Genomic DNA, 21,313 nt, shown 5'->3' with positions numbered 1-21,313 from the left:
CGAACACGTGAGCCACTACGTGATCGTCTCGTAACATTGCCGCATGTCTTCGACCGAGCTGCCGTCCGTACCGGCGACCAACGTGCTCCCGAAGGTGACGCCCGTCAGGGTCGCCGAGGGCGAGCGGCTCAGGTCGGTCGGGCTGGCGGGGATCACGCTCACGGTGCGTTCGCGCCCGCCCGCCCGCGAGGGCCTGCCGCCCGCGCTGTACGTCCACGGACTCGGCGGATCCTCCCAGAACTGGTCCGCGCTGATGCAGGAGTTGGACGGCGTCGTCGACGGCGAGGCGGTCGACCTGCCCGGCTTCGGCGACTCGCCCCCGCCGGACGACGGCGACTACTCGGTCACCGGGCACGCGCGCGCGGTGATCCGCTACCTCGACGCCTCCGGACGCGGCCCCGTGCACGTTTTCGGCAACTCCCTCGGCGGCGCCGTCACCACCCGGGTCGCCGCGCTGCGGCCCGACCTCGTCCGGACGCTCACGCTCGTCTCGCCGGCGTTGCCGGAGATCCGCGTCCAGCGCACCGCCGTGCCCACGGGAATGCTGGCGGTGCCCGGAGTGGCCGCGCTCTTCACGCGGCTGACCCGCGAGTGGACGGCGGAGCAGCGGGTCCGCGGCGTCGTGGGGCTGTGCTACGGCGACCCCGGGCGGGTGACGCCGGAGGGGTTCCGCCACGCCGTCGAGGAGATGGAACGGCGGATGCAGTTGCCGTACTTCTGGGACGCGATGGCGCGCACCACGCGCGGGATCGTCAACGCCTACACACTGGGCGGGCAGCACGGACTGTGGCGCCAGGCCGAGCGGGTCCTCGCCCCGACCCTGCTCGTCTACGGCGGCCGGGACCAGCTCGTCGGCTTCCGGATGGCCCGCCGGGCGGCCCGTGCCTTCCGCGACTCCCGCCTGCTCGCCCTGCCGGACGCGGGGCACGTGGCGATGATGGAGTACCCGGAGACGGTGGCCCGCGCGTTCACCGAACTCCTCGCGGAAAAAGGGGAGTCGGGCGTCGCCCTGCGTGGTGGGGCCAGTGGGGCGAGGGTGGATACTGGGGGCAGCGCCGACAACGGCGCCGGGACGGACACCGGGGGGAGAGCCGGTACCGGGGGCGGGAACGCCGCCCGTGGTACGGGCTCCGTCGTGGGCAACGGTGACGTCCTCGCCGAGAGCGCGGGGGGCTGAGGGGCGACGTGGGACGCCACAGCCGTCGCGGTGCCGCCAAGGGCGGGGCCGCGGCCACAACTGCAGGACAGGACGACCGGTTCCCGGCTCCGCAGGCGCGGGCCGACGTGCGCCGGGATGCCGCGCGGCAGGGCGCTGAGCGGCAGGACGGGCCGGGGGCCGGTGCCGTGCCCGGCGTCCGGCAGGACGGTCGGCCGGAGCAACAGGGCCCGGCCGGTCACCGGATGCCCGGACCGCTGTACGGGCAACCGCACGGGCAGCAGCCGTACGCACAACCGCACGGGCAGTCTTACGGGCAGCCGTACGGACAGCAGGGCGCACCGCTGCCGCCGACGGGCGGGACGCCCGCCGGCGGGGTGCCGCGGATGCCGGACGGGACGCCCGCTCATGGATTCCCGAGGGTGCCGAGGGTGCCGATGGACGGGACGCCCGCTCATGGGTTCCCGAGGGTGCCGATGGACGGGACGCCCGCGCGTGGTGTTCCCCGGGTGCCCGACGGGACGCCCGCGCGTGGTGTTCCCCGGGTGTCCGACGGCACTCCCGCCCACGGCGTTCCCCAGGTCCGCGGCGGTCACCCCGAGCAGCGTGAAGCCGGGGGCGGCTGGGGCGAGTTGAGAGGGCCGACCGTCGGAGGCCACGGCGTGGCCGCGGCGCCCGGCGCCGTCCTGCCCCGCCAGCGGCAGGCCGCGCAGGCCGGTCCGCGCCAGGACTACCTCGACGCCTTCGACGAGGGCGACGACGTCTTCGCGCCCCGCGCCCGCGCCTCCGCGGCCGGCCCGTACGCCTCCGCCACCGACTGGGACCCGCACACCGGCGTCGGCGTCCCTTCCGAGACCGACGCCGACGACGACGCGCCGCCGACCGGCGTGCCCGCGCGGACCAAGGGCACCAAGGGGCGCACGTTCACCGGCATCGCGGCGGCCGCCGTCACCACCGTGCTGGCCGTCGTCGTCGCCGGTCAGGTCGCCGACGGACAGGACGACGGCTCCGTTCGGCAGCAGTCGGCCGCCGGTCCGGCCCGGGACCTCCGGGGCCCGGCGTCACGCGGGGAAGGGCGGACGACGCCCTCGGCGGCACCCGGACCGGTGACGCTGACGTACGAGCAGGCGATGGCGCAGAAGTATCCCCTCAGCGCCACGCTCAAGGGCTCGGGGAAGTTCGACGCGGTCCCCGGCTTCGCCAAGGCGCCGGGCAAGGGGCGCAAGTACACCTACCGGGTCGACGTCGAACAGGGGCTCGGGCTCGACGGCGAACTCTTCGCCCAGGCGGTGCAGAAGACACTCAACGACGACCGCAGCTGGGCGCACGGCGGCGCCCGCACCTTCGAGCGCGTCCACTCCGGCGAGCCGGACTTCGTGATCACCCTCGCCAGCCCCGGCACCACCGCCGCGTGGTGCGCCAAGTCCGGTCTGGACACCACCGAGGACAACGTCTCCTGCGACTCGGCCGCCACCGAACGCATCATGATCAACGCCTACCGGTGGGCGCAGGGCTCGAAGACGTACGGCGATCAGATCCACGCCTACCGGCAGATGCTGATCAACCACGAGGTCGGCCACCGGCTCGGCTACAGCCACGTGACCTGCGACAAGGACGGCGAGCTCGCGCCGGTCATGCAGCAGCAGACCAAGTTCCTCGACCACAACGGCGTCCATTGCCTGCCCAACCCCTGGGCCTACCCCGGCAGTTGACAGCCCTGTCGGCAGGTGGCGCGGCGGGACCCGGCCGCTGCCTGGCGAAACGTGACTGCATGATCTGCTAGCGCGATCGAACGCGAATTGCACGGGAAAGTTACGACCGTTCACCCCTTTTGATGGTGCGACGGACAACCGTCCGTCGCACCACCACCTTGTCCGCATACGTTCTTCACGCTGCGGGCCGTCGAGCGAACGACGGCTCCCCACACGGGAGATCGGGGGTGCGCTCGTGCGCATCGGACTGCTTACGGAGGGTGGCTATCCGTATGTGCGCGGTGACGGCACGCTCTGGTGCGACCGGCTCGTGCGCGGGCTCGGGCAGCACGAGTTCGACGTCTACGCGCTCTGTGCCGACGAGCGCCAGGAGGACGAGGGCTGGGTGCCGCTGCCGCCGCACATCGGCCGGGTCCGGACGGCGCCGCTGTGGACGGCCGACTACGACTCCGCCGGGTACGGCCGCCGGGCCCGCCGCCGCTTCGCCGAGTGCTACGGCGAGCTGGCGGCCGTGCTGTGCGCGGCGGCCGCCGCCGGTGAGCCGGCCGGCGCACCCGAGGAGGCGTCGGCCGCTGAGACGGACCGTTTCGCCAGTGCGCTGTACGGGCTCGCCGACCTCGCCCGCGACGAGTGCGGACTGGTGGCCGCCCTCCGTTCGGAGACCGCCGTGCGCCTGCTGGAGAGCGCCTGTCGTGCGCCCGGAGCCCCGCGCACGGCGCGCGAGGCGCGGGTACCCGATCTGCTCGCCGTCGCCGCGCACCTGGAACGCGCCCTGCGCCCCCTCTCCCTCGACTGGTACGAGCGCGACGGACTCGGTTCCGTCGACCTGTGCCACGCGGCCTCCGGCGGCTCGGCGGCCCTGCCCGCACTGCTCGCCCACCACTTCGCCGGCGTCCCCCTGCTGGTGACCGAGTACGGGGTGCGGCTGCGCGCCCACTACCTGGCCACCGCCGACGCGCCGCCCGCCGTGCGGTCGCTGCTCGCGGCCTTCCACGGCAGGCTCGCCGCCGAGATCTACCGCCGGGCGTCCCTCCTCACGCCCGGCAACACGCACGCGCGCCGCTGGCAGGAGCACTGCGGCGCCGACCGCGCCAAGGTGCGCACGGTCTACCCGGGGATGGACGCCTCCCGCTTCGCCGAGGCCGGCGATTCCCCGGACCGTGCCGACCCCGACACGCTGGTCTGGGTCGGCCGTGTCGACCCCGCCAAGGACCTGATGTGCCTGCTGCACGCCTTCGCGGAGATCCGCAGGGAGGAGCCGAAGACCCGCCTGCGCATCATCGGCGCCCCGGCCGGACCCGACGGTGAGGCCTACCTGGGCCACTGCCGGACCCTCGCCGCGCAGCTCTTCCCGGACGAGGCCGACGGCCCGCACGCCGTCGGGGACAACCCCGTCTCCTTCGAGGAGATCGGCGGTCCGGAGATCCCGGCCCTGCCCGACGCGTACGCGGCGGGCGCGGTGACCGTGCTCTCCAGCGTCGTGGAAGGGTTCCCCGTCAGCCTCGTCGAGGCCATGTTCTGCGCTCGCGCGACGGTGTCCACGGATGTCGGCGCGGTCGTGGAGGTCATCGGCGGCACCGGGCTCGTCGTACCGCCGCGAAACCCGCGGGCGCTCGCCGAGGCGTGCGTGGCTCTGCTGCGCGACCCCGAGCGCCGTGAGCGCCTCGGTGCCGCCGCACGCGCGCGTGCGCTGGAACTGTTCACCGTCGAGCAGAACGTCACCGCGTTCCACGGCCTCTACCTGGAGGTCGTCTCGCACGCCCCGGTGTGCCGGGCCGTCCTCGACGACGCCGGAGAGCCCCTGCCCTTCGCGGTCCCCGCCGAGGCGCACCTCCTCGGGGGCCGGCCCGCACCGGCACCCGTGCGGGTGCCCACTCCGCTGCCGACCACGGAGGGAGTACGATGAGCGGCCCCGGAGATCCCGGGCGTCCCGGCACGGCCGAGTCCACGCGTGCGCGCGCCGAACGCGCCCAAGCGGACACCGACGCCCTGACCAGCATGTCCCGCGCCGCCGAGTCGCCCGCCGCCCGTCGGCAACCGTCCACCCGGCGCCTCGCCGTGGACCCGGTGAAGACGTTGCTGCACCAACACCGCGAGCTGTGCGAAAGGGCTGTCGACGCGCTGGAGATCGCGGCGGGCCTGGAGGCCCACGGCATCACCGACCGGACCGCCGCACGCTTCCGCCACCGGGACGTCTTCTCCCTGGCCGAGGAGATGTACGTCCGCGCCTCCCACGAGAAGGAGCCTCCCCCGCGGCCCCCGGTGGTCGCGGTCCCCGGGGCGCGCACCGACTGGGTGCTGCTGACCCTTCTGCCGGGCGCGCTGTGCGCCGCGACCGTGGCCGGCCTGCGGCTCACCCACGGACAGCCCCGACTGGCCGTGGCCGTCGTCGGCGCCCTCGCCGTGTCCCTCGGCCTGCGGGCGGCGCTCGCCCGCGGACCGCTCGGCGCGGCGGCCCGGACGGGGGCGGGGCCGGCCGCTCACTCGCCCGGTGCCCGCACCCGGACCTGCTGGCTCATCGCCTACGCCCTCCTCGGCGACGGGTTCCTCGGCGCGGCCGTGGCCGGCGGCCCGGACGGCCCGCCCGGCGGCAGCGCCGACGGCCCATGGCCCGTCGCCACGGCTCCCGTCCTGGCCCTCGCCCTGGCCTGCGTCCCGGCGGCCTGGTGCGCCCACCTCTTCACCGTGCGGGCCCGCCGCAGGCTCGCAGCGAGCCGTGGCCTGGAAGAGTTCGCGGCCTCCGTACGACCCTTGCTGCTCGGCACGTTCGCGTTGTACCTGTGCGCCCTGGCGGCCCTGCTCGCCGTGTGCGGCGCGGTCCTCCACGAGCCCGCGGCCTACGCCCAGGCCCTCTGTCTCGGTGCGCTCCTGCTCCTCGCCCGCCTCCTCACCGTCCACGGCTTCACCCGCGCCCCCGCCCTCGTCCTCACCGCCGCGGCCGCCGCCGAGGCGGCCGCGCCGGTCACGGTCCTCGCGGGGCGCCTGCCCGGGGCCGGATTCCTCGCCGCCCCGGTGCGGACCCTGGCCGAGGCGTGGGGCCCCGGCAGCATCCCGGCCCTCATCTGCGCGGCGGGCGCGCTGACCCTGCTCATCCACGCGACCCGCACCCTCACCCGGGCCTCGGCCCACGCCTCCCGAGGAGAGCAGCGATGACGTCCGCGCCGCGCCGGCGTCCACGCCGCACGGGTGATCTCCGCCGCAGCCGCCCCGAGCCGGCTGCGCCGCGGGCATCCGCAGCAACCACCGAGCTCCGCCCCGCCGAGCTCGCAAGACCCACCCAGCTCGCAGGAACCACTGAGCTCGCGGGACCCATGAGCTCGGACGACCCACCGAGCTCGCATGACCCACTCGTACGACCCACTGAGAAGGAGAACGCCAGATGATCACCTCCCGACCCGAATCCTCGGCCCCGGGAGCCGCACGATGAGGGTCCTGCTGATCGGAGCCAACGGCTACCTCGGCCGCTTCGTCGCCGACCGGCTGCTCGCCGACCCGGCCGTCCAGCTCACCGCTCTCGGCCGCGGCGACGACGCCGACGTCCGTTTCGACCTCGCCTCGGGCAGCCCCGGCGCCCTGACCCGCTTCCTCGACGCGGTGCACCCCGGCGTCGTCGTGAACTGCGCCGGCGCCATCCGCGGCGGTGCCCGCGAACTGACCCGCCACAACACGGTCGCCGTCGCCACCGTCTGCGAGGCCCTGCGCCGCAGCGGCTGCGGCGCCCGGCTGGTGCAGATCGGGTGCGGCGCCGAGTACGGCCCGAGCCAGCCCGGCTCCTCCACGGCCGAGGACGCCGTCCCGCGCCCCGGCGGCCCGTACGGCGTGAGCAAGCTCGCCGCCACCGAACTCGTCCTCGGCTCCGGCCTCGACGCGGTCGTGCTCCGGGTCTTCTCGCCCGTCGGCCCCGGCACGCCCGCCGGCTCGCCGCTCGGCCGGCTCGCCGAGGCCATGCGACGCGCCATGCAGACCGGCGACGGCGAACTCAAGCTCGGCGGTCTCGGCGTCCAGCGCGACTTCGTCGACGTACGGGACGTCGCCCGAGCCGTGCACGCCGCCTCCCTCTCCGCCGCGCAGGGCGTCATCAACATCGGCTCCGGCCGCGCCGTCCGCCTGCGTGACGCCGCCGGCACGCTCGCCAGGGTGGCCGGGTACGGCGGCGCCCTGCACGAACTCGACGGCCCGCCCGGCCACCTGAGGTCGGCCGTCGGCCACCCGCGCGGCGACTCCGACCACGCGCCCCCGGTGACGTACCCGTACCCGGACGGCTGCGGCAGCTGGCAGCAGGCCGACGTGCGCACCGCACGCGACCGGCTCGGCTGGCGGCCCCGGATCAATCTCGAAGAATCCCTCGCCGACATCTGGATGGAGGCGGCATGCCGCATCTGACCAGCGCCACGACGGGCACCGCGAACACCGGCGTCCGCACCCGATTCGGCGTCCCCGGCTACGCCCACCCCCTCGTCGCGCCCACCGAGTGGGACCTGCTCACCCGCCCCGGCACGCCCCTGCACTGGGTCGTCCTCGACGTCGCCGACGGCCCCGGAACCCGCCCCGACCCGCAATGCCTGGAGGCGGTGGGACGCCTGCGCAACACCGGCGTCCGCGTCCTCGGCCGCCTCGACACCGCGCACGGGACCCGCGCCCTCACCGAGACGATCGTCGACGCGGGCCGCTTCGTCGACTGGTACCGGGTCGACGGCTTCCTCCTGGCCCGCTGCCCCTCCGAGCGCGCCTCGCTCCCCGCGATCCGCCGCACCGTCTCGGCGCTGCGCGCGGTCCGTGACGGTGGACACATCCTCCTCGGCCACGGCACCCACCCGCATCCCGGCTACGCCGAGGACGCCGACCAACTGGTGACCTTCGCGGGCCCGTGGAGCGACTACCGCTGGTCGCAGGCGGCGGAGTGGACGGCGGACCATCCGCCCGAGCGCTTCTGCCACTTCGTCCACGGCGTGCCACACCGGCACCTGGAGGAGGCGTTGCGCATCGCGCGCTGGCAGGGCGCGGCGACCGTCTGGTTCACCGACCGCACGGACCGCGGAGGCCGCCACGACCCCTGGGAGAGCGTGCCCGGCTACTGGGACGACATCGTCTCGCGGGTCGGAACAGGTGTCTCGGAATGAAGATGGCCATGGCACTGTTACACGGAGAACAACCGTAGTGATTGACCGATCAACGGAGTCCCCGTGTCGCTGCCACCCCTGGTCGAGCCAGCCTCTGAGCTCACCGTAGACGAGGTCCGCAGGTACTCCCGCCACCTGATCATCCCTGACGTCGGGATGGACGGGCAGAAGCGGCTGAAGAACGCCAAGGTGCTGTGTGTGGGCGCCGGCGGCCTGGGCTCGCCGGCGCTGATGTACCTCGCCGCCGCGGGCGTCGGCACGCTCGGCATCGTGGAATTCGACGAGGTCGACGAGTCGAACCTGCAGCGCCAGATCATCCACAGCCAGTCCGACATCGGCCGCTCCAAGGCCGAGTCCGCCCGTGACACCGTCAGGGGCATCAACCCGTACGTGGACGTGATCCTTCACGAGGAGCGGCTCGAGGCCGACAACGTGATGGACATCTTCAGCCAGTACGACCTGATCGTCGACGGCACGGACAACTTCGCGACCCGCTACCTGGTCAACGACGCCTGCGTCCTGCTGAACAAGCCGTACGTGTGGGGCTCGATCTACCGCTTCGACGGCCAGGCCTCGGTGTTCTGGTCCGAGCACGGCCCCTGCTACCGCTGCCTCTACCCGGAGCCCCCGCCCCCCGGCATGGTCCCCTCCTGCGCCGAGGGCGGCGTGCTGGGCGTGCTGTGCGCGTCCATCGGCTCCATCCAGGTCAACGAGGCCATCAAGCTCCTCGCGGGCATCGGCGAGCCGCTGGTCGGCCGCCTGATGATCTACGACGCCCTCGAGATGCAGTACCGCCAGGTCAAGGTCCGCAAGGACCCGAACTGCGCGGTGTGCGGCGAGAACCCCACCGTCACCGAGCTCATCGACTACGAGGCCTTCTGCGGCGTCGTGTCCGAGGAGGCCCAGGCGGCGGCCGCCGACTCGACGATCACTCCCAAGCAGCTCAAGGAGTGGATCGACGACGGCGAGAACATCGACATCATCGACGTCCGCGAGCCGAACGAGTACGAGATCGTCTCCATCCCGGGCGCCCGCCTGATCCCGAAGAACGAGTTCCTCATGGGCACCGCCCTGGAGAGCCTGCCGCAGGACAAGAAGATCGTCCTGCACTGCAAGACGGGTGTCCGCAGTGCGGAAGTCCTCGCGGTCCTGAAGGCCGCGGGCTTCTCCGACGCCGTGCACGTCGGCGGCGGCGTGATCGGCTGGGTCAACCAGATCGAGCCGGACAAGCCGGTCTACTGAGCCCACCGGCTCCCGGCGGGGGTTCCGCGCACCCAGGGTGTGCGGAACCCCCGCCGTCGTCATGAGCAGACCTTGCCGTCCTTCGGCACCGTGCCCTTGAGCAGGTAGGCGTTCACCGTGGAGTCGACGCAGTCGCTCCCGCTGCCGTACGCCCCGTGTCCCTCCCCCTTCCAGGTGAGTTCCACGCCGACGTCCTCGCCCAGCTCGTCGGCCATCTTCTTCGCGCCCTCGTACGGCGTCGCCGGGTCGCCGGTGTTGCCGACCACCAGGACCGGCGGGGCGCCGGGCGCGCTCACCTCCGGGGTGTCGTACTGCCCGGGCACCGGCCAGTCGTGGCACCAGCCGGCCGTGTCCCAGCCGAGGAAGTCCCCGAACACCGGAGAGATCTTCTCGAACGCCGGCAGCAGCTTCCTCGTCTCCGCCGCGGTCGGCCGCTGCCTGTCGTCCAGGCAGGATATGAGCCGTTGCGAGTGGGTCGTCGTGCCGTAGTGCCCCGACGCGTCACGCTCGTTGTAGCTGTCGGCGAGCTCCAGCAGTTCCGAGCCGTCGCCCTGCTGCGCCGACTTGAGGGCGCTGGTCAGCGTCGGCCAGCCCTCCTTGCTGTAGAGCGGCAGGACGATGCCGGTGAGCGCGAGCGTCTGGGTCAGCTCGCGCCCGGACGACGTCGGCAGCGGGTGCGCGTCGATCCTCTTGAGCAGGCCGGCGATCTTCCGCGAGCCCTGCTGCGGATCCTGGCCGGTGGATTTCAGGTAGTCGTCCAGCGCGCGCTGGAAGCCGCGGGTCTGGTTCATCGCATGGCCCACGGCGTCGGCACTCGGGTCGACGACCGCGTCGAGGACCAGCCGTCCCACGTTCCGGGGGAACAGGTGGGCGTAGACGCCGCCGAGCTCGGTGCCGTAGGAGATGCCGAAGTAGTGCATCTTGTCGTCGCCGAGGACCCGGTGCATCAGGTCCATGTCGCGGGCGGTGTCGGTCGTCGAGACGTGCGCCATCAGCTTCCCGGCGGCCTTCTGGCAGCCCTTGCCGAAGTCGGCGGCGTCCTGGAAGTACGCCGTCTCCTCGGCCGGGGTGTCGGGAGTGACGTCCACCTCCTCCGCGGCCTGGATCTCCTTGTCGCCGCGGCAGCGCACGCCCTCGCTGGCGGCGACCCCGCGAGGGTCCCAGCTCACCAGGTCGTACCGCTCGCGCAGCGACGAGACCGTGGATGCGTACCACGGCATCATGGACACGCCCGAGCCGCCCGGGCCGCCGAAGTTGAACAGCAGCGAGCCGATGCGGTGCTCCCCGCGGGCTCTCGCCCGGATCAGCGCGAGGCCGATCGTCTCGCCGTCCGGCTTCGCCCAGTCCAGCGGCACCTTAAGGGTCGCGCACCGCCAGTCGCTGCCCGGGGCGGGGGAGTCCGCGGTCGCCTTGCAGCGTCCCCAGTCGAGCCTCTGCGCGGTCAGCGAGGAAGGCAGCGCGGCGGTCGTGTCGGCAGCGCTGTCCGGCGCGGATGCCGCCGCGCTCGCGCGGTCGCTGCTCTTGCCGTCGTCGGACGAGCCACCGCCACAGCCCGCCACCAGGAACGCGGCGGCGGCCCCGAAGGCCGTCCACCGTGCGAGACGCGCCATGTGCATACCCCCCTCACGAGCCGTCCGCACCGGGCAGCGGACGGCGGTCAGGCCATGGTAGGCGGATCGAGCCGAGCCTGCCCGACCCTGTGGATAACCCTCTGACCTGCGCTTTCTTCAGCGTCTGGGCGGGGTGTCAGGAGCAGACCGTCCCATTCGGCGGGACCTTGCCGTCCAGCAGATAGGAGTTCACCGCCCGCTGCACGCACTGGTTCTTGCTGTCGTAGGCGCCGTGCCCCTGGCCCTTGTACGTCAGCTCGACGCCGACGCCCGGGCCCAACGCGTCCACCATCTTCTTCGCGCCCTCGTACGGTGTGGCCGGGTCGCCGGTGTTGCCCACCACGAGGATCGGCGCCGACCCGGGTGCGCTGACAACGGGGTGGTCGGCGGCGCCCGCGACGGGCCAGTCGGTGCAGCTGATCATGGACCAGGCCAGGAAGTCCCCGAACACCGGCGAGGCGGCGCGGAACTCGGGCAGCCGCTGCTCCACCTGCGCGGGCGTGTACCGGGGTCTGGCGTCCGCGCAGTTGATGGAGATGTTGGCGGCGGTGAGGTTGCTGTACTCGCCGTTCTCGTTGCGCCCGTTCATCGCGTCGGACAGCCTCATCAGCACCTCCCCGTCACCGTCGTACGCCTGCTGCAGGCCCTCGGTGAGGTAGGCCCAGAAGTCCTTCGAGTACAGGGCCTGCGCGATGCCGTTGGTCGCGGCGGTCTGGGTCAGCTCGCGTGGGAAGACGCCGGGGATCGGCTTGCGGTCGAGGGCCTTCAGCAGGCCGGCGATGCGGGCCTCGACGTCCTGGGCGCTGTCGCCGATCGGGCAGGGCTCGGGCTTCGACGTGCAGTCCGCGGCGAAGTTGTCCAGCGCCAGCTGGAAGCCCGCGGCCTGCCCCAGGGAGCTCTGTTCCGGGTTCTGCGTCGGGTCGACGACCGCGTCGAAGACGGCGCGGCCGACGCGCTTGGGGAACAGGTGGGCGTAGACGCCGCCGAGTTCGGTGCCGTAGGAGATGCCGAAGTAGTGCATCTTGTCGTCGCCGAGGACCTGGCGCATCAGGTCCATGTCGCGGGCCGCGTCGGTGGTGCGCACGTGCGGCAGCAGCTTCTTGGAGTTCTTCTCGCAGGCGTCGTTGAACTGTCTGGTGTTGTGCAGCAGCTCGGTGCGCTGGCGGGCGTCGTCGGGGATCGCGTCCTGCTGGAAGTAGGCGTCGAGCTGCTGGTCGTTCTCGCACTCGACGGGGGCGCTGCGGCCGACCCCGCGCGGGTCGAAGCTGACCAGGTCGTAGCGGGTGCGCAGGGCCGTGTAGTCCTTGGCGAACGCGGGAAGCGTGGTGACCCCCGAGCCTCCGGGGCCGCCGAAGTTGAACACGAGAGAGCCGATGCGCCGGCTCTTCCCGCCGCTCGCCTTCGCCCGGATCAGCGCGATGCCGATCCTGTCGCCCTTGGGCTCGTCCCAGTCCAACGGGACTTTCAAGGTGGCGCACTGCCAGCGTTCGCCGTTCGGCAGGGGCGACGGGGCGTCGCCGCCGCCCTCGGCCTCGGACGGGGCCGGGCAGTCCTTCCAGTCGAGCTTCTGGTCCGTCAGGTCCTCGTCCCGGGAGCCGTCGCCGCAGCCCGCCAGGACGCAGGACAGCAGTACGGCGGTGGCGGTCACGGCAGCGGCGCGCCGACGGAGCGGGTTGGGCATGGACCCATCCTGCGGTCGGGCACGCGTGCCTGCTCGGGGCGCGGGCCGTACGAGGTACCGCCCGCCGCTACAGGGAACCCTTGCGGGTGAGGTGGTTGAAGGCCAGCCAGCCCGGCAGGACCGGCAGCCACAGGGTCAGCAGCCGGTACAGCAGCACGGCCGGGGCCGCGACCTCCTTGGGCAGGCCCACGGCGATCAGGCCGACCGTCAGGGTCGCCTCCACCGCGCCCACGCCGCCCGGAGTCGGCGCCGCGGAGCCGAGCGCGTTGCCGGCGAGGAAGACGACGGCGACGCTGGCGATGCTCAGCGAGGTCGAGCCGTCGCCGAACGCGCGGATCGAGGCGTCCAGGCACATCACGAAGCAGGCGGTCAGCAGCAGCATGCCGCCGATGCCGGTGACGAGCTTCTGCGGCCGCTGCAGCACGTCCAGCATGCGCGGCACGACACCGGCGAACAGCGACCGCACGCGCGTGACGACGAATTTCCGCAGGAACGGCACCGACGTGACGACCAGGACGAGCACCGCGACCGTGAGCAGACCCGCGATGACCGTCCGGGACGGCGACAGCGACGGCGTCTTCTCGGTGCCGGTCAGATAGCCGAAGGACAGCAGCATCAGGATGTGCGCGCCGAGCCCGAACAGCTGCGACGCGCCGACGCTCGCCACCGCGAGCCCGGGACGCACCCCCGAGCGCTGCAGGAAGCGCGTGTTGAGGGCGACACCGCCCACCGCGGGCGGCGCCACGATCTTCACGAACGACCCGGCGACCTGCGCCGCCACCGTCCGCAGGAACGGCACCCGCTCGGGCACGAACCCCAGCAGCGCCATCGCGGCCGCGAAGTAGCTGCCCGCCGAGAACAGCACCGCCGCGACGACCCAGCCCCACTGCGCGTTCGCGACCAGCGGCCCGAACTCGATGTGGGTGAGCTGCGTCAGCAGGAAGTACGCGCCGATGGCGCCCGCGATGAAGCTGATCAGCGTGCGCGGCCGCACCCGCTCCAGGCGGGCCGGCTCGACCGGCGCCTGCGGCCTGATCCGCAGCACCTCATAGCGGATCTGCGTCAGCAGATCCTCCTCGCGTGCCTCTTCCAGCGCGTCGTCGAGGGCCCGCTTCTCGGCCCTGGCCTCCGCACGCACGGTCTTCTTGTCCGGTTTGCCCGTGGGCTCCGCGTCGACCGAGCCTTCCTCCAGACGGGCCTGCTTGGCCTGCTGCGAGGCTTCCAGGACCGCCTCACGCTCGCGCTGGGCCCGCTCCCGGGCCAGTTTCCGCAGCGTCGCGCGCGTGGAGCGGCTGAGCGCGATGGGCTGCAGCATCGGCAGGCAGTCGGCCACGGCGTCGGGGCCGAGCACGCTCACCGCCGAGGCCACGGCGCGCTCGGCGCCCACCCGAAGACCGAGCGTCACCAGCAGCTGGGAGATGTCCATGCGCAGCAGCAGGTCGCCCGCGGCGATCTCGCCCACCCGCAGATCGGTGAGGATCACCGCGCCGGACGGATCCACCAGGACCGCGTCGCCCACGAGCCTGCGGTGCGCGATGCGCCGGGACTGCAGCGCCCGCACCTGGCCCCAGGTGTCGTGCAGCAGGTCGTCGGTGATCTCCTCGTCCGGCAGCGAGTCCAGGGTGCGCCCGCCGATGTGCTCGTAGACGAGCATCACCGCGTCGGGGCCGAGTTCGGAGGTCGCGATCAGCTTGGGCGCGTTGGCGCCGGCCGCGATGGCCGCGTACGCCAGCAGCGCCTCCTGCTCCAGCGCCTGGCGCAGCGACTGCAGGCTGCTGCGGGTGGCGAACCCGCGCAGCGTCAGGTTGCGCCACGCGCGGTAGAAGAACCCCTGGGCCTGCTGTTCCCGGTCCACCACCGTCACGTCCAGGGGCGGGCCGTCCTCGAGCGTGACGAAGTAGCGCCGGCCGCGGTCACCGGTCTCCAGGGTGTCGTGGACCTCCTCGCGGGCCGCGGTGACCGGGTGGAAGCCCACGTGCCGCAGGCCCGCCATCAGCGTCCGTCCGGTCGGCCGCACGTTGGGGGAGCCGACCGCGTACAGCGTCCCGTAGGCGACGGTCCAGCCGATCAACACCGTGAGGATGATCGAGAACGGGGTCGTGTACCCGGTGACCAGCATCGAGAAGGCGTCGAGGAGGAGCACGATCCACAGCACCGCCCGCCAGCGCGGCCGCCGCGACATGCCGACGGCCGTCATGTACGCGATGACGGGCGCGAGGTAGCCGTGCACGGGGTCGGTGAGGGCGTGGATGTCACCGGGAGAGGGCTGGGTGAGCGCCTCCTGGATGGAGCCGGGGGCGCCCTTGGCGACCCACAGGTCGGTGGCGAGAGTCACTCCGTGCGCCAGGACCGCCGCCAGCACGCCGTCGGCGATGCGGAGCCCGTCGCGTTTGATCAGCCGTTCGATCGCGAAGGCGACCGGCACCAGCAGGATCGCGATGCTGGAGGCCAGGCCGGCGATCTTGATCAGCAGGTCGGGCGCCTGACCGGTGCCCTTGTTGATGTCCTGCTCCAGCCCGGAGGTCGTGCCGTGCGCGAACGCGGAGATCGCGAGCAGCACGGCGATCGCCAGCACGCCCACCAGCAGGCGCATCAGGTCGGAGGGGCGGTGCACGCGCGCGGGAAGCAGCGGTTCGTCGCCCTCGACCTCGTCGATGTGCGTCTGTTCGACCAGGCCGGGGCCGCCCCCGGGAGCCGGCTGGGAGGTCGCCCGCCCGCCGTCCGCGGTGCCCGGGCGCGACGAATCGTCAGAGGTGTTCTCCGCATCCTCCGGGTGCGCACCCTGCTGCTTCATCGTCTCTTCTTGATCTCGTATCACCAGTCACCGCCCGCATGATGGTGGCATGCCCCGCCGACACACGGGGGCATCAGGGTGCAAACGCGGGGGCGCACAGTCTGCCGGACGCGCCGCCCGAGGGCGAGGGCTACGCACGGTCGCGAGCTCGTCGCACTGTCGGTGGGGTGGTGCAGGATGGTCCGGATGAGCGAGGAGAGCCTTTCCCCGGACGCCCGCGCGGAGCACGCCGAGGCGCTGCCGGACTATGCCGAACGGGTCCTCGAGGTGGCCGAGCTCATCCCGCCCGGACGCGTCATGACCTACGGGGACGTGGCCGAGTGGCTGGAGGAGGGAGGCCCCCGCCAGGTGGGCCGGGTGATGGCCCTGTACGGGGGTGCCGTCCCGTGGTGGCGCGTCGTCCGCGCGGACGGCGTCCTGCTCCCGGGGCACGAGCTGAGGGCGCTGGACCGATACCGCGCCGAGGGCACACCGCTGCGGGAGGCTGGCCGGGCAGCGGAGGGCCACCTGCCGCGTCTCGACATGAGACGGGCGCGCTGGAACGGCGGCGAACGCACGGAAGGTCACACTTGACAGCTTCCGGCATCCGGCGGGCTCCGGTGTGACCTTTGCTCCGTACGGGTGAAGCGGGGCACCTCCGTGACATGACGTACGTTCGTGAGATGAGGGGCACGAGTGCCATGAGCGCCACGAGTGCCTTGCGGGAAGAAGCGGAAGCCCTGCCTCCGTGCCGTCCGTCGGCGTAGCGTCGGCTGCGCGTGTCCCGCTCACCACCCGACCACCGCAGTGCACCCGCGGTGGCCCGACAACCAGTACGACCACCAGGACCGGCGAACCACGTGAGCTCCTCTTCCTCCACCAGGCACCTGCCGCATCCCCGGACGCGGCAGGGGAGCCGTGGCGCTTACCGACTGGTTCGTACCCCGCCGCTCCCGCCGGATCCCCCTCTTCTGGACGCGCCACAGCGTGCCGTGGTTGACCACCGGGCCGGTCCGTTGCTCGTCCTCGCAGGTCCGGGCACCGGCAAGACCACCACGCTGGTGGAGTCCGTGGCGGCGCGGATCGCCCGTGGCGGGGATCCGGGGCGCATCCTGGTGCTGACGTTCAGCCGCAAGGCCGCCGTCGAACTGCGTGATCGCATGGCGCTGCGCATAGGTGCGGCACGCGCCCCGCAGGCGACCACGTTCCACTCGTTCTGCTACGCCCTGGTCCGCGCCCACCAGGACACCGATCTGTTCGTGGAGCCGCTGCGCCTGCTGTCCGGCCCGGAGCAGGACGTGACCGTACGCGAACTGCTCGCCGGCCAGCTCGACCTGCAGCGCCTCGGCCTGGCGCACGTCCGCTGGCCGGACGAACTGCGCGCCTGCCTGACCACCCGCGGCTTCGCCGACGAGGTCCGCGCGGTCCTCGCGCGCAGCCGCGAACTGGGCCTGGGCCCCGGTGCCCTGGACTCCTTCGCCCGCCGCATCGGCCGCCCCGACTGGAGCGCCGCGGCCGCGTTCCTCGCCGAGTACCTGGACGTGCTCGACATGCAGGGCGTCCTCGACTACGCCGAACTGGTCCACCGCGCGGTGCTGCTCGCCCACCGCCCCGGTGTCGCCGAGCGACTGGCCACGCAGTACGACGCCGTCTACGTGGACGAGTACCAGGACACCGACCCCGCCCAGGTACGGCTCCTGCACGCCCTCGCCGGGGCTGGGCGCACCCTGGTCGCCTTCGGTGACCCCGACCAGTCGATCTACGCGTTCCGGGGCGCGGACGTGGGCGGCATCCTCCAGTTCCCGGCGGCCTTCCGGCGCGTGGACGGCAGCCCGGCGCCCGTCGAGGTCCTGCGCACCTCCCGCCGCTCCGCGGCCGACCTGCTCGCCGCGACCCGGCTGCTCACCCAGCGCATGCCGCTGACCCGCCTGCCGGCCGACCGGATCCGCGCGCACCGCGAGCTCGTCCCGGTCCGCGACGGGGGCCGGGTCGAGGTCTACACGTACCCGACGCCCGGCACCGAGCTGGACAACGTCGCCGACATCCTGCGCCGGGCACACCTGGAGGACGGCGTCCCCTGGCGCGAGATGGCGGTCCTGGTGCGCGCCGGCGCCCGTACGATCCCGGCGGTCCGCCGCGCCCTCACCGCCGCCGGCGTCCCCCTCGACATCGACGGCGACGACCTGCCGCTGCGGCACGAACCGGCGGTCGCCCCGCTGCTCACGGCACTGCGGGCGGTGGCGGAGGCGGAGGTGGCACACCGGGCCGGTCCCGGGGAGGCCGTATCCGGGGGGCCCGGTCCCGGGGGGCCCGGTCCCGGGGGGGCCGGTGCGGAGAACCCCGGACCTGGGGATCCCGGACCCGGGGAACCCGGAGCCCAGGAGCCCGGACCCGGGCCGGAGGCCTGCTGGCTCGGCACCGAAACCGCCCTCACCCTTCTCGCCTCCCCCCTCGCCGGCATGGACGCCGCCGACCTGCGCCGCCTCGGGCGCGCCCTGCGCGACGAGGAACGGGCCGCCGGCAACCCGCTGCCGCCCCCCTCGGACGAACTGCTCGCACGGGCACTGGCCGAGCCCGAGCGCCTGGTCGCGCACGACCCCGCGTACGCGCGCGGCGCCCAGCGCCTCGGCGCGCTGCTGCGCACGGCCCGCCAACGCCTCGCGGGCGGCGGCACGGCGGAGGAGGCGCTGTGGGACCTGTGGCAGGGCACACCCTGGCCGACGCGTCTGGAACGGGCCGCCCGGCGCGGCGGCGCGGCCGGCCGCAACGCCGACCGCGACCTCGACGCCGTGTGCGCGCTGTTCGCGACGGCCGCGCGCGCGGAGGAGCGCACGGGCGGCCGGGGCGCCCTGAACTTCCTGGAGGAGATCGAGGCCGAGGACATCGCCGCGGACACCCTCACGCGCCGCGCCGTGCGCCCCGACGCCGTGCGCCTGATGACCGCGCACCGCTCCAAGGGCCTGGAGTGGCGGCTGGTCGTCGTCGCCGGCGTCCAGGAGGGCCTGTGGCCCGACCTGCGCCGCCGGGGCTCCCTCCTGGAGGCCGACCGCATCGGACGCGACGGACTCGCCGAACCCCTGACCCCAGGGGCGCTGCTGGCCGAGGAGCGCCGCCTGTTCTACGTCGCAGCCACGCGCGCCCGTGAACGCCTCGTCGTCACCGCCGTGAAGGCCCCCGCCGACGACGGCGACCAGCCCTCCCGCTTCCTCACCGAACTCGGCGTCGAACCCGCGGACGTCACGGGCCGCCCGCGCCGCCCGCTGTCCGTCTCCGCGCTCGTCGCCGAACTGCGCGCCACCACGGTCGACCCGCGCGTGTCGGACACCCTCAGACAGGCCGCCGCCCACCGGCTGGCCCGCCTCGCCGCGCTCGCCGACGAGGACGGCCGCCCGCTCGTCCCGTCCGCCCATCCCTACCGCTGGTGGGGCATGTTCGAGCCGACCGAGAGCAAGGTCCCGCTGTGCAGCCGCGAGGAGCCCGTCGTGCTCTCCGGCAGCGCCCTCGACCAGCTCGCCAACACCTGTGCCCTGCAGTGGTTCCTGGGCCGCGAGGTGAAGGCCGACGCCCCCGCCACCACCTCCCAGGGCTTCGGCAACGTGGTGCACGTGCTCGCCGACGAGGTGGCCTCCGGCCACACCCCGGCCGACCTCGCCGTCCTCATGGAGCGCCTGGACTCCGTGTGGAACGCGCTCGCCTTCGACGCGCCGTGGAAGTCGGCGCAGGAGAAGGAGAACGCGCGCGTGGCGCTCGAACGGTTCCTGAAGTGGCACGTCATGGACCGCGCCGGCCGCACACCGGTGGCCAGTGAACACGACTTCGACGTCACCCTCGAAGCGGGCGAGTACGAGGTCCGCATCCGTGGCCAGATGGACCGCGTGGAGGCCGACGGAGAGGGCCGCGCGTACGTCGTCGACTTCAAGACCGGCAAACAGGCGCCGACCGCCCGCGAGGTGGAGCGCCACCCCCAGCTCGCCGTCTATCAGCTCGCCGTCCGCGAGGGCGCCGTCGACGAAGTCTTCGGCGGAGTGCGCCCGGAGCCGGGCGGGGCCGAACTGGTCCAGCTGCGCCAGGGCGCCGCCGGGCGCGACGGCGGAGAGACCCTGCCGAAGGTGCAGGCCCAGCAGCCGCTGGAGGGGGAGTGGGTCGGCGACCTGCTGGCCACCGCCGCCGGCAAGGTCCTCGACGAGCGGTTCACGCCCACCACCGGCCAGCACTGCACGCACTGCGCCTTCCAGGCTTCCTGCAGTGCCAGGTCCGAGGGACGGCACGTCGTGGAGTGACCCGGCCGGCGCCCCGGGCCGGTGACCCGCGTGACATATCGCACCACACGTGCTGACCTGCGCTTCTCAGCCCACGGACGCCGGATCCCGCATCCACTGTCGGTGCCCGCCGCTAGCCTCTCTGACGTGCCGCCCCGTATCACCGACCCCGATCAGCTCAAGCAGCTCCTCGGCATCCCGTTCACGCCGGAGCAGACGGCCTGCATCACCGCGCCGCCCGCCCCGCAGGTGATCGTGGCCGGAGCCGGGTCGGGCAAGACGACGGTGATGGCGGCGCGCGTGGTGTGGCTGGTCGGCACCGGCCAGGTCGCCCCCGAGCAGGTGCTCGGTCTGACGTTCACCAACAAGGCCGCCGGTGAACTCGCCGAACGCGTCCGCAAGGCCCTGATCAAGGCGGGCGTCACCGACCCGGACGTCATCGACCCGGACAACCCGCCCGGCGAGCCGGTGATCTCCACCTACCACGCCTTCGCGGGCCGCCTGCTGAGCGACCACGGCCTGCGCATCGGCCTCGAACCGACCGCCCGCCTCCTCGCCGACGCCACCCGCTACCAGCTCGCCGCGCGCGTGCTGCGCGAGGCCCCGGGCCCCTACCCGGCGCTGACCCGTTCCTTCGCGGACCTGGTCAGCGACCTGCTCGCCCTCGACTCCGAACTCGCCGAACACCTGGTCCGTCCCGAAGACCTGCGCGGGTACGACACCGCACTGCTGCGCACCCTGGAGGGCATCCGGCTCACCAACGCCGACCTGCGCAAGGTCCCCGAGGCGGCCGCGGCGCGCCGGGAACTCGCCGAGCTGGTGGTCCGCTACCGGGCCGCCAAGCGCGAACGCGACCTGCTCGACTTCGGCGACCAGATCGCCCTGTCCGCCCAGCTCGCCCGGAACGCCGACGTGGGCCGCATCCTGCGCGAGGAATTCCGCGTGGTGCTGCTCGACGAGTACCAGGACACCTCGGTCGCCCAGCGCGTCCTCCTCGCCGGCCTCTTCGGCGGCGGCACCGGCCACCCGGTGACCGCCGTCGGCGACCCCTGCCAGGCGATCTACGGCTGGCGCGGCGCCTCCGTCGCCAACCTGGACGACTTCCCCGAGCACTTCGCCCGGCCCGACGGCCGCCCCGCCACCCGGCAGGCGCTCAGCGAGAACCGCCGCAGCGGCGGCCGCCTCCTCGACCTCGCCAACGGCCTCGCCGAGCCCCTGCGCGCCATGCACGCGGGTGTGGAGGCGCTCCGCCCGGCACCCGGCGCCGAACGCGACGGCATCGTGCGCTGCGCCCTGCTGCGCACCCACGCCGAGGAGATCGAGTGGATCGCCGACTCGATCGCGCATCTCGTCGACACCGGCAAGCCCCCCGGCGAGATCGCCGTCCTGTGCCGCACGGCGACCGACTTCGCCGAGATCCAGGGCGCCCTGGTCGCCCGGGACGTCCCCGTCGAGGTGGTCGGCCTGTCCGGGCTGCTGCATCTGCCCGAGGTCGCCGACCTGGTCGCCGTCTGCGAAGTCCTCCAGGACCCCGGTGCCAACGCCTCCCTGGTCCGCCTGCTGACCGGCCCGCGCTGGCGCATCGGCCCGCGCGACCTCGCCCTCCTGGGCCGCCGCGCCCGCCGGCTCGTGGCCCCCCCCCCCGGGGGGGGCGGCCCCCCCCCCGGCCCCCCGCGGCCCCCCGCCGGGGGGGGGGGGGGCCCCGGCCGGGGGGGGGGGGGCGGGGGCCCCCCCCCCCCCCCGCCGGGGTTTGCGCGGCC

General features: G+C 73.6%; 13 protein-coding genes. 10 read left to right on the top strand and 3 right to left on the bottom strand.

Features of this window, described 5'->3' with window-relative positions; genetic code table 11:
* The first annotated feature begins 43 nt into the window (after positions 1-43).
* The 7 genes from ACH4ZX_RS05095 to moeZ all read left to right on the top strand — a co-directional run bounded on the left by ACH4ZX_RS05095 (position 44) and on the right by moeZ (position 9,230).
* Positions 44-1,177: an alpha/beta fold hydrolase gene (locus tag ACH4ZX_RS05095; protein ID WP_398267701.1), complete on the top strand. Its 1,134-nt coding sequence runs from the start codon at positions 44-46 to the stop codon at positions 1,175-1,177.
* A gap of 8 nt (positions 1,178-1,185) precedes the next feature.
* A complete protein-coding gene (locus ACH4ZX_RS05090; protein WP_398267698.1) occupies positions 1,186-2,868 on the top strand; it encodes a DUF3152 domain-containing protein in 1,683 nt (560 codons plus the stop codon).
* Positions 2,869-3,103: 235 nt separating this feature from the next.
* Complete coding sequence (locus tag ACH4ZX_RS05085) at positions 3,104-4,774, top strand: DUF3492 domain-containing protein (protein WP_398267695.1); 1,671 nt, start codon at positions 3,104-3,106, stop codon at positions 4,772-4,774.
* Positions 4,771-6,021 (top strand): hypothetical protein, encoded by a 1,251-nt coding sequence (locus tag ACH4ZX_RS05080; protein ID WP_398267692.1) that lies wholly within the window; start codon positions 4,771-4,773, stop codon positions 6,019-6,021. Before ACH4ZX_RS05085 ends, ACH4ZX_RS05080 begins: the two co-directional genes overlap by 4 nt.
* A 270-nt stretch (positions 6,022-6,291) precedes the next feature.
* Entirely contained in the window at positions 6,292-7,251 is a 960-nt protein-coding gene (locus ACH4ZX_RS05075; RefSeq protein WP_398267689.1) for an NAD-dependent epimerase/dehydratase family protein, read from the top strand.
* Positions 7,239-7,988, top strand: coding sequence for a spherulation-specific family 4 protein (locus tag ACH4ZX_RS05070; protein WP_398267686.1), 750 nt, complete (start codon positions 7,239-7,241; stop codon positions 7,986-7,988). Before ACH4ZX_RS05075 ends, ACH4ZX_RS05070 begins: the two co-directional genes overlap by 13 nt.
* A gap of 63 nt (positions 7,989-8,051) precedes the next feature.
* Complete coding sequence (moeZ, locus tag ACH4ZX_RS05065) at positions 8,052-9,230, top strand: adenylyltransferase/sulfurtransferase MoeZ (RefSeq protein WP_398267683.1); 1,179 nt, start codon at positions 8,052-8,054, stop codon at positions 9,228-9,230.
* Positions 9,231-9,289: 59 nt separating this feature from the next.
* Here moeZ and ACH4ZX_RS05060 read toward each other — a convergent pair whose 3' ends face one another.
* From ACH4ZX_RS05060 to ACH4ZX_RS05050, 3 genes are all read right to left on the bottom strand, one after another.
* On the bottom strand, positions 9,290-10,840 hold the full coding sequence (locus ACH4ZX_RS05060; protein WP_398267680.1) for an alpha/beta hydrolase: 1,551 nt from the start codon (positions 10,838-10,840) through the stop codon (positions 9,290-9,292).
* Positions 10,841-10,976: 136 nt separating this feature from the next.
* Positions 10,977-12,521, bottom strand: coding sequence for an alpha/beta hydrolase (locus ACH4ZX_RS05055; protein WP_398267677.1), 1,545 nt, complete (start codon positions 12,519-12,521; stop codon positions 10,977-10,979).
* Between the two features lie 67 nt (positions 12,522-12,588).
* Positions 12,589-15,315, bottom strand: coding sequence for a lysylphosphatidylglycerol synthase domain-containing protein (locus ACH4ZX_RS05050; RefSeq protein ID WP_398267674.1), 2,727 nt, complete (start codon positions 15,313-15,315; stop codon positions 12,589-12,591).
* A gap of 186 nt (positions 15,316-15,501) precedes the next feature.
* Between ACH4ZX_RS05050 and ACH4ZX_RS05045 the strand changes: the two genes are divergently transcribed.
* The 3 genes from ACH4ZX_RS05045 to ACH4ZX_RS05035 all read left to right on the top strand — a co-directional run.
* Complete coding sequence (locus ACH4ZX_RS05045) at positions 15,502-15,888, top strand: MGMT family protein (protein WP_398267671.1); 387 nt, start codon at positions 15,502-15,504, stop codon at positions 15,886-15,888.
* Between the two features lie 266 nt (positions 15,889-16,154).
* Positions 16,155-19,574: an ATP-dependent helicase gene (locus tag ACH4ZX_RS05040; protein WP_398267668.1), complete on the top strand. Its 3,420-nt coding sequence runs from the start codon at positions 16,155-16,157 to the stop codon at positions 19,572-19,574.
* Positions 19,575-19,700: 126 nt separating this feature from the next.
* On the top strand, positions 19,701-21,313 hold a 1,613-nt coding region (locus ACH4ZX_RS05035; RefSeq protein WP_398267665.1), incomplete at its 3' end, for an ATP-dependent helicase.

Source organism: Streptomyces sp. NPDC020490, assembly GCF_044335305.1.
GTDB lineage: Bacteria > Actinomycetota > Actinomycetes > Streptomycetales > Streptomycetaceae > Streptomyces.
This window is presented reverse-complemented; position numbering and strand designations above follow the sequence as displayed.

Coding starts and splice junctions, on each gene's coding strand:
- ACH4ZX_RS05095 (WP_398267701.1), top strand. CDS start 44: ATGTCTTCGACCGAGCTGCCGTCCGTACCGGCGACCAACGTGCTCCCG.
- ACH4ZX_RS05080 (WP_398267692.1), top strand. CDS start 4,771: ATGAGCGGCCCCGGAGATCCCGGGCGTCCCGGCACGGCCGAGTCCACG.
- ACH4ZX_RS05075 (WP_398267689.1), top strand. CDS start 6,292: ATGAGGGTCCTGCTGATCGGAGCCAACGGCTACCTCGGCCGCTTCGTC.
- ACH4ZX_RS05070 (WP_398267686.1), top strand. CDS start 7,239: ATGCCGCATCTGACCAGCGCCACGACGGGCACCGCGAACACCGGCGTC.
- ACH4ZX_RS05060 (WP_398267680.1), bottom strand. CDS start 10,840: ATGGCGCGTCTCGCACGGTGGACGGCCTTCGGGGCCGCCGCCGCGTTC.
- ACH4ZX_RS05055 (WP_398267677.1), bottom strand. CDS start 12,521: ATGCCCAACCCGCTCCGTCGGCGCGCCGCTGCCGTGACCGCCACCGCC.
- ACH4ZX_RS05050 (WP_398267674.1), bottom strand. CDS start 15,315: ATGAAGCAGCAGGGTGCGCACCCGGAGGATGCGGAGAACACCTCTGAC.
- ACH4ZX_RS05045 (WP_398267671.1), top strand. CDS start 15,502: ATGAGCGAGGAGAGCCTTTCCCCGGACGCCCGCGCGGAGCACGCCGAG.